7 protein-coding genes are annotated in these 8,361 nt (G+C 63.4%); all 7 read right to left on the reverse strand.

Translation table 11 applies throughout. The annotated features are described in order from the left end of the window. Positions 1-7 precede the first annotated feature (7 nt). Complete coding sequence (locus tag EN949_RS12510; RefSeq protein WP_013528331.1) at positions 8-2,563, reverse strand: PAS domain-containing sensor histidine kinase; 2,556 nt, start codon at positions 2,561-2,563, stop codon at positions 8-10. Between the two features lie 199 nt (positions 2,564-2,762). Beyond that, positions 2,763-4,163, reverse strand: a complete 1,401-nt coding sequence (gene ahcY / locus EN949_RS12515; protein ID WP_013528332.1) for an adenosylhomocysteinase — start codon at positions 4,161-4,163, stop codon at positions 2,763-2,765. 180 nt (positions 4,164-4,343) lie between these two features. Next, on the reverse strand, positions 4,344-4,640 hold the full coding sequence (locus tag EN949_RS12520) for an HPr family phosphocarrier protein (protein ID WP_013528333.1): 297 nt from the start codon (positions 4,638-4,640) through the stop codon (positions 4,344-4,346). Next, entirely contained in the window at positions 4,637-5,038 is a 402-nt protein-coding gene (locus tag EN949_RS12525; protein ID WP_010912939.1) for a PTS sugar transporter subunit IIA, read from the reverse strand. Before EN949_RS12525 ends, EN949_RS12520 begins: the two co-directional genes overlap by 4 nt. Positions 5,039-5,202: 164 nt before the next feature. Next, positions 5,203-5,664, reverse strand: coding sequence for a hypothetical protein (locus EN949_RS12535; RefSeq protein WP_013528335.1), 462 nt, complete (start codon positions 5,662-5,664; stop codon positions 5,203-5,205). 17 nt (positions 5,665-5,681) lie between these two features. Next, entirely contained in the window at positions 5,682-7,466 is a 1,785-nt protein-coding gene (locus EN949_RS12540; protein WP_013528336.1) for a sensor histidine kinase, read from the reverse strand. A gap of 20 nt (positions 7,467-7,486) precedes the next feature. Beyond that, positions 7,487-8,188 carry a response regulator transcription factor gene (locus tag EN949_RS12545; RefSeq protein ID WP_013528337.1) on the reverse strand — a complete coding sequence of 234 codons (702 nt, stop codon included), beginning with the start codon at positions 8,186-8,188 and terminating at the stop codon, positions 7,487-7,489. Between the last annotated feature and the right edge of the window lie 173 nt (positions 8,189-8,361).

Below are 8,361 nucleotides of genomic sequence, written 5' to 3' on the forward strand. Positions count from 1 at the left end.
GAACGCGCTACTCGGCCGCGGCACGGATGCCCGGCATGTCTGGAAAGGTGCAGATGACGGTCGTGCCCTTGTCCTTGCCGGTTTCGATGCGAACGCTGCCGCCATGCAGCTCGACGAAGCTCTTGACGATCGACAGGCCGAGGCCGGCGCCGCGCCGGCGGCCGCCATTGGCGCGCGGCTCGAAACGGCGGAACACCGAATCGAGCACATCGGGCGGCATACCGGGACCGTCGTCATGGACCGAGAATTCCACCCCGTCCGCCAGATGGCGGCAAGTGAGCCGGATGGTGCTGGCTTCCGGGGCGTAATTGGCGGCGTTGCTGAGCAGATTGTAGAGGATCTGGCGGACGCGGACCTCATCGCCGTGAAACGTCTTCGGCGCCGAGGCTGCTTCAACCTCGAGCCTGATCGAATGCTCTTCCAGCCGGTCGGCCACCAGTTCGGCCGCAGCGGCGATGGTGCGATCGACCTGCACCTCGGAAATATCGAGCTGCATGATGCCGGCGTCCACCGTCGCCAGGTCGAGTATGTCGTTGACGATGGTGAGCAGGACCGCGGAGGAGGAGCTGACATGCTCGACATATTCCCGCTGCTTCTGCGTCAGCGGACCGGTCGTGGGCTGTGACAGGAGTTCGGTGAAGCCGATGATGTTGGTCAGCGGCGAGCGCAGTTCATAGGAAACATGCTGGACGAATTCGTTCTTGAGCTGGTCGGATTTTTGCAGCGCCTCGTTCTTGTCCTTCAGCGCCCGCTCGACATGGACGCTGTCGGTGACGTCGACGAAGGTCATCATCACCTGCCCGTTGGGCAGCGGGATCATGGCGTAACTCAACACGTTGCCGTTGTTGAGCTCGGTCTGTCCGTGGCGGTCGCGGCGCTCGTCGTCGAAGCCGGTGACGGCGGCAACAAAGCCGGGCCAGGGGCTGTCCGCCGCCTGCCGGTCGCAAAGGTCGCGGATGGTGGAAACATGGACGCTGGGCTTGGCCGCTTCGCCGCTCAATCCCCAGAGCGTGGCAAAGGCAGGATTCGACAGCCGGAGCCTGCCGTCGGGTCCGAACACCGCTACGCCTTCGGCAAGATTGTCGAGCGTCTCGCCCTGGACCCGCACCGCTGTCTGGTAGCGGCTCTCGAGGTCCATCTTCTCGGTCAGGTTCTCGAACACCCAGGTGACGCCGCCCTTGGGCTGCGGATTGGCGACGACGCGGATGGTCTTGCCATCCGGCAGATGCCACCAATGTTCCTGGGATTCCACAGCGCGATAGGCGCCGAGCAGGCCTTCCTTCCAGCGGCGCCATTCAGGCTGTTCGGCGATCTTGCCTTCGCTGCGCAGCCGGTCGAGCAGCAAGGCATTGTCTGGAGCGCTGTGCAGGAAGCCTGCCTCCAGGCCCCAAAGCTTCTGGAAGGCCTGGTTGAAGAACCGCAGCTTCTCGTCGGTGTCGAAAATGGCGACCGCCGTGTTGAGCTGGTCGAGCGTGTCGGCGTGGCTTCGCACCGTCCGTTCGTATTCGCCGCGAACGGCTTCGATGGCACTGGTGTCGCAGGCAAGGCCGGCCGAGCCATCGCTGCCGGCGAAATCGGTGACCGCGAACACACGGCGGTCGCCTTCGATCACGGTGGACAGCGACTGCTCGAAAACCGGATGCGTCCTGTGCTGGGCGGCAATCGCATCGCGCGCCTGGCCGCCGAGGAACTCTTTCTTCTCCCGAACCGCGGCTTCGGCATTTTCGGCTTCGACGGCATCGGCATAGGCGCGGTTGACCCACTTCAGCCCGCCATCCTCGCCGCGGAGCCACGCCGGCATGTTCAGCGCGTCGAGCAGGCCGATCATCGTGTCGTGGTCGGCGGCCAGCCGCTGGTTCTCGATCTTCAGTCTGGCCTGGCTGCGCTGCGTCTCCGAGAGCGAGAGGAAACGCACGAGCACATGCGCGGCACTCTTGCGGCCATGCACTTCGAGCGGCGCACCGGCCTGCGATTCGATGACCAGGTCGAAGGGTTTGGCCTTTTCGCGCAATCCCGCGACGGCATGTTCGAGTGCCGCCGCCGAACGCGGCATCAGCCAGCGGCCGAAAGCAAGAAAAGCGGCCCTATCCTCGGGAGCGCCGCTTTCGACGGGCAATGTGCCGATGAGCTCGGGCTTCTTGTTTTCCGCAGCCCAGACGACGACGCGCTGGTCGCGCAGATTGAGCAGCGCCTCGGAACGGCGGAGCGCCGCGTTGATGTCGGCGAGGCGGCTCCTGAGTTCGACATTCTCCGCCGAGGTGCGGGCTCTTTCGCGGATGAGAACGATGGCCGATATCAGTGCGGCACCCGTCACGCCGACGAACACTGCAAGCTGCATGACATCAATGGCACTCACCGACAGTCCGGCGACGCTGGCAACAGCGGTCTCGGCATGCGCGGCGGCGCCGGCCAAGGGCCCCGCGAGCGCGGAGGTGGCAAGGAATGTCGACGCGCGGGCGCGCCAGGACAGGCTCCCCCCTTCCAGGGCGGAGCCAGCAATCCCCGAATCGTCATGGCCGCCGGAAACGGCCCGTCCCGCTCTGTGCGGGTGTTGCCCCGGCATGTCTTGGTCCTCTCCGCCGCCTGAATGCAAGACCGCCCTGATGCGTGCCTCTCTTGACCCTCTCGGGCTGGAAGCATCGCCGAATCACCTGACAATAACCCCTCGCCGAATCGGCGTGAAGGCTGATGGCGCGCAAAAATAAGGCCGGGCGAAAAGTCAATCGCCCGGCCTCAATATCTGGTAGTAATTTTAGCTTTGGTTAATAGCGGTAGTGTTCCGGCTTGAACGGACCCTGCGGCGTGACGCCGATATAGGCGGCCTGTTCACCCGACAGTTCGGTCAGGCGGGCGCCGAGCTTGTCGAGATGCAGGCGGGCGACCTTTTCGTCGAGATGCTTGGGCAGGACATAGACCTGGTTCTCGTACTGGCCGGGCTTGGTGTAGAGCTCGATCTGCGCCAGCACCTGGTTGGTGAAGGATGCCGACATGACGAAGCTCGGGTGGCCGGTGGCGTTGCCGAGATTGAGCAGCCGTCCTTCCGACAAAAGGATCATCCGCTTGCCGTCCGCGAAGGTGATCATATCGACCTGCGGCTTGACGTTGGTCCATTTCAAATTGCGCAGCGCGGCGACCTGGATCTCATTGTCGAAGTGGCCGATGTTGCCGACGATGACCATGTCCTTCATCGAGCGCATATGGTCGAGGGTGACGACATCCTTGTTGCCGGTGGTGGTGATGACGATGTCGGCGGTGGGGGCTGCATCTTCCAGCGTGACGACTTCAAAACCGTCCATCGCAGCCTGCAGGGCGCAGATCGGATCGACCTCGGTGACCTTGACGCGGGCACCGGCGCCCTTGAGCGAGGCCGACGAGCCCTTGCCGACGTCGCCATAACCGCACACGACAGCGACCTTGCCGGCCATCATCGTGTCGGTGCCGCGGCGGATGCCGTCGACCAGCGATTCCTTGCAGCCATACTTGTTGTCGAACTTCGACTTGGTGACCGAGTCGTTGACGTTGATTGCGGGGAAGGGCAGCAGGCCCTTCTTCTGCAGCTGGTAGAGGCGGTTGACGCCGGTGGTCGTCTCTTCGGTGACGCCGCGGATCGCCGCCTTCTGCTTGGTGAAGAAGCCGGGCGAAGCCTTCAGGCGCTTCTTGACCTGGGCGTAGAAATATTCCTCTTCCTCGCTCTGCGGGTTGGACAGCACGTCCTCGCCGGCCTCGGCGCGGGCGCCGATCAGGATGTACATGGTGGCGTCGCCGCCATCATCGAGGATCATGTTGGAGAGGCCGCCATCGGCCCACTGGAAGATCTTGTCGGTGTAGTCCCAATACTCCTCCAGCGACTCGCCCTTGACGGCAAACACCGGGATGCCGGCCTCGGCGATGGCCGCGGCCGCATGGTCCTGGGTCGAGAAGATGTTGCAGGAGGCCCAGCGGATATCGGCGCCAAGCGCCTTCAGCGTCTCGATCAGCACCGCCGTCTGGATGGTCATGTGCAGCGAGCCGGTGATGCGCGCACCCTTGAGCGGCTGCTTGGGGCCGAATTCCTCACGGCAGGCCATCAGGCCCGGCATTTCGGTTTCGGCGATCTCGAGTTCCTTGCGGCCCCAGCCGGCAAGCGAGATGTCGGCGACCACATAGTCCTTGCTACCCGTCATGGCAGTACTCCGATGCGAATGTTGTGCTTGCGAATTTGTTGCGGACACGCCCGCGCCGGTCGGCGCGTCCAAGGGCGCGAATTGCCGGCCTGACTAGCAGATCGGAGCAAGGACGACAATGGGATATAAAGAAATCTTTATCCCTGCATGTCTCTCGGACGCATATCGCGCTCTACCAGATCAGCATTCCTCGCCGAAGCGGGACGCCACCAGTTGCTCCAGGGCGTCGATGACCTGCTGGGCCTCCGGCCCGCTGGCGGTGACGCGGATCGAATAGCCGGGGCTTGCCGCCAGCATCATCAGGCCCATGATCGAGGTGCCGCCAACCTTGACGCCATCCTTCTCGACATGCACCGAGGCATCGAAGCCGCTGGCCAGCTGGACGAACTTCGCCGAAGCGCGCGCATGAAGGCCGCGCTGGTTGATGATGGGAAAATCCCGGACTATCTGATCTTTTTCCGGGGACAGCGCGGTCATTTGCTGCTCAGGAGCTGGCTGGCAACATTGATGTATTTGCGACCGGCGGCCTGGGCCTCATCAAGGGCGGCCGCCATGTTGTCGCCCTTGCGGATCGAGGAGAGCTTGATCAGCATCGGCAGATTCATGCCGGCGATCACCTCGGTGCGGCCGGACTCCATCACCGAGATGGCAAGATTGGAGGGCGTGCCGCCGAACATGTCGGTCAGCACGATGACGCCCGCCCCGGTGTCGACACGGGCAACCGCGTCGACAATGTCGCGCCGACGCTGCTCCATATCGTCGTCGGCACCGATCGCCACGGTTTCGAAATTGTCTTGTGGCCCGACGACATGTTCGACGGCATGTCGGAACTCGGTGGCCAGTTGACCGTGCGTTACAAGCACGAGTCCGATCATTCTTTGGTGGCTCCCGTCATCGCCGCTTCACAGGCGCATTTTATGCTCGCCAGCCAATCCAGGCGGCGGGAGCGCTATCTTGTCGACGCGCGGCCCGTTGACAAGCCCAAAATTGCGCAGGCGCATGCCATTTTGACGCATTGCAGCAAAAAACCCGGAGCGGATCATAGAAAAGGCGCGATCGACAGCCGCGCCATCACGACCGGTAAGGCCGCCGGGATATTGCGTTCGACCACATCGACCTGTGGCACCAGACAACCCACGATGCTGCTAGCGGCATCCTCCTGGAAGCGCGGCGCTTCATCGGCCGGCACCAGGTGGACATGCAGGTCGACGAGGCCTGCCGGCTCGAATGGCAGAGGCCGGGGGCCGAGCCCAGGCACCTCGACGAGGCCTTCTATGGCGGCGGGAGCGCGGCACAGAAGCCGCCCGGCATGCGCCTCGACAAAGAGCTGATCGTCACCGACGAGCCGCGCGAACGATCCGCGCTGGCGACAATGATCTATGAGCGCCAGCGCCAGCGCCGTCTTGCCCGAGCCGGAGGCTCCGGTGATGAGAATGCCGCGCTCGCCGATCAAAACCATTGTCGCGTGAATGTTTTCAGGCTGCACGGCTGGACCAGGCATGGTTGGAATTCATGCTCTCAGCCTTCGGCCGGCAACGTCACCACAAAACGCGCGCCCTTGATCTCGCCGGGTTTGGTGCCGGGGATGTTCTCGGCGGTGAGCGTGCCGCCATGGGCCTCGACGATCTGCCTGGATATCGACAGGCCAAGGCCCGAATTCTGGCCGAACGCCTCGCCGGCCGGCCGGTCCGTGTAGAAGCGTTCGAAGATGCGGTCGATGTTGTCGGCGCGGATGCCGGGGCCATTGTCGTCGACGGTGACGATGTTGAACTTGCCGGCACGCGCCAGCGACAGGCTGATGTGGCCATGATCCTCGGGAACGAAGGAACGGGCGTTCTCGATCAAATTGGTGATGACCTGGCCGATGCGCAGATCATGGCCGACGACGACATAGCCTTTGACGCCCTGCGGCAGTTTGGCGGCCTTGAACTCGATCTCGACCGCCTTCTTGTTGCGCGTCGCTTCGCGCGAAACGGCGACCAGATCGGTGATGAATTTCTTCAAATCGACCGTTCCCGCATCTTCACGCGCGAGTTCCGCGTCCAGGCGCGATGCGTCGGAAATATCGGTGATGAGCCGGTCCAGCCGCCTGACATCGTGCTGGATGATATCCATCAGCCGGCCGCGCGAATCGTCGTTCTTGGCCAGCGGCAAGGTCTCCACCGCGCTGCGCAGCGACGTCAGCGGGTTTTTCAGCTCGTGCGAGACATCGGCCGCGAAGCTTTCGATCGCCTCGATCCGGGCGTAGAGCGCGTTGGTCATGTCGCGTATGGCGATCGACAGATTGCCGATCTCGTCCTGGCGGTCGGAAAAGTCGGGGATCTCCTCACGGCTCTTGACGCCGCGCCGCACTCGCACCGCCGCCGCCGACAGCCGGCGCAGCGGATTGGCGATGGTCGAGGCGAGCAGCATCGACAGGATGGCGGTGACAAGGGCCGCGATGCCGAAGACGCGCAGGATCGCCTTGCGCTCGGCGGCGACGATCTTGTCGATGTCGCCGCCTTCGGTCGACAGCATCAGCACGCCCAGGACGGCACGAAAGCGCTGGATCGGCACCGCCACCGAAACGATCTGCTCGCCCTGCTCGCTGACGCGCACGATGGTCGAAGGGCTGCCGGTGAGCGCCTTGACCACTTCCGGGAAAGCGGCGCCATTGCCGCCCGGCTGCTCGTGATAGACCGGCAGCTCGGTGTTGCGGAAGAAGTCGAAGACGAATTTCTGGATGCGCTCGACCAGATCGGGCTCTTCTTCCTCGACCGGCGGCAGGTCGTAGCGCAGGATCTGGCCACGCGAATAGAGGTGGCGCGAATCGAGCAGCAGATTGGCGTCGCGGTCATAGATGCGGGCGCGGGTCCTGGTCGGCGAGATCAGCCTTCTAAGCACCGGTGCGACACGCTCCGGGTTGATCGGAAAGTCGAGATTGTCGAGCTGGTCCGAGCCCGGCCCAAGGCTTTCGCCGGCCTGCAGTTCAAGCAGCTTTTCCGGGTCGATGCTGATCGAATCCGTCTCGACCGTCGCCGAAGCGGCGATGGCGCCGGCGATGATCTCGCCCTGGGTCATCAGGCTTTCGACGCGGGCGTCGATCAGCCCGTCGCGGAAGGTGTTGAGATAGAGGATGCCGGTCACCAGCACGGCGAGGCCGGCAAGGTTGAGGAACAGGATACGCCGCGTCAGGCTGGAAAAGATGTGATGGCCAAGGAAGCGGCGCATCGGCACCGTGATCTTCGAGACGAAGGACGGCATGATCCGCGACGGCCGCCTGGAGGCGCCCGCCGGTCTTGTTCGCTGTGCTTCCACTGCCATCGAATAGCAGGCCCTGCTACTTATGCTTCGCGGAACCGGTATCCGACTCCGTAAAGGGTTTCGATCATCTCGAAGTCGTCGTCGACGGCCTTGAACTTCTTGCGCAGCCGCTTGATGTGGCTGTCGATGGTGCGGTCGTCGACATAGACCTGTTCATCATAAGCCGAATCCATCAGCGCATCACGGCTTTTTACGACACCGGGACGCTGCGCCAGCGAATGCAGGATCAGGAACTCGGTGACGGTGAGCGTCACCGGCTCGCCTTTCCAGGTGCAGGTGTGGCGCTCCTGGTCCATGACGAGCTGGCCGCGCTCGAGAGAGCGGGCCTGCTGGCTTGGCGTCTTGGCTGCAGCCTCGCGGGCACTGGCGCGGCGCAGCACGGCGCGCACGCGCTCGACCAGCAGGCGCTGTGAGAAGGGTTTGCGGATGAAATCGTCGGCGCCCATCTTGAGACCGAACAATTCGTCGATCTCGTCGTCCTTGGAGGTCAGGAAGATCACCGGCAGGTCGGACTTCTGGCGCATCCGGCGCAGCAGTTCCATGCCGTCCATGCGCGGCATCTTGATGTCGAGAATGGCAAGGTTCGGCGGGCGTGCCGCCAGGCCTTCCAGCGCCGACGCACCATCCGTGTAGGTCTCGACGCGATACCCCTCGGATTCCAGGGCGATCGACACCGATGTCAGAATGTTGCGGTCGTCATCGACAAGCGCGATTGTTGCCATTTCAAGCGGCTCCCTCATGAGCTGTCCCTTCTGTCGTAGAGAAGGGGCTTTTGCAGGACAAATTAGGTACAAAATGTGGCATAGGCCTTGTCCGCTGTCACGCGCGGCATGCCGGCGGCCACAATCCTACCTCGACATGGATTGGACGAACGTACATCGCCAATCCTTTGGGC

It is taken from the genome of Mesorhizobium sp. M7A.F.Ca.US.007.01.2.1, from assembly GCF_003998165.1.
Lineage (GTDB): Bacteria > Pseudomonadota > Alphaproteobacteria > Rhizobiales > Rhizobiaceae > Mesorhizobium > Mesorhizobium ciceri.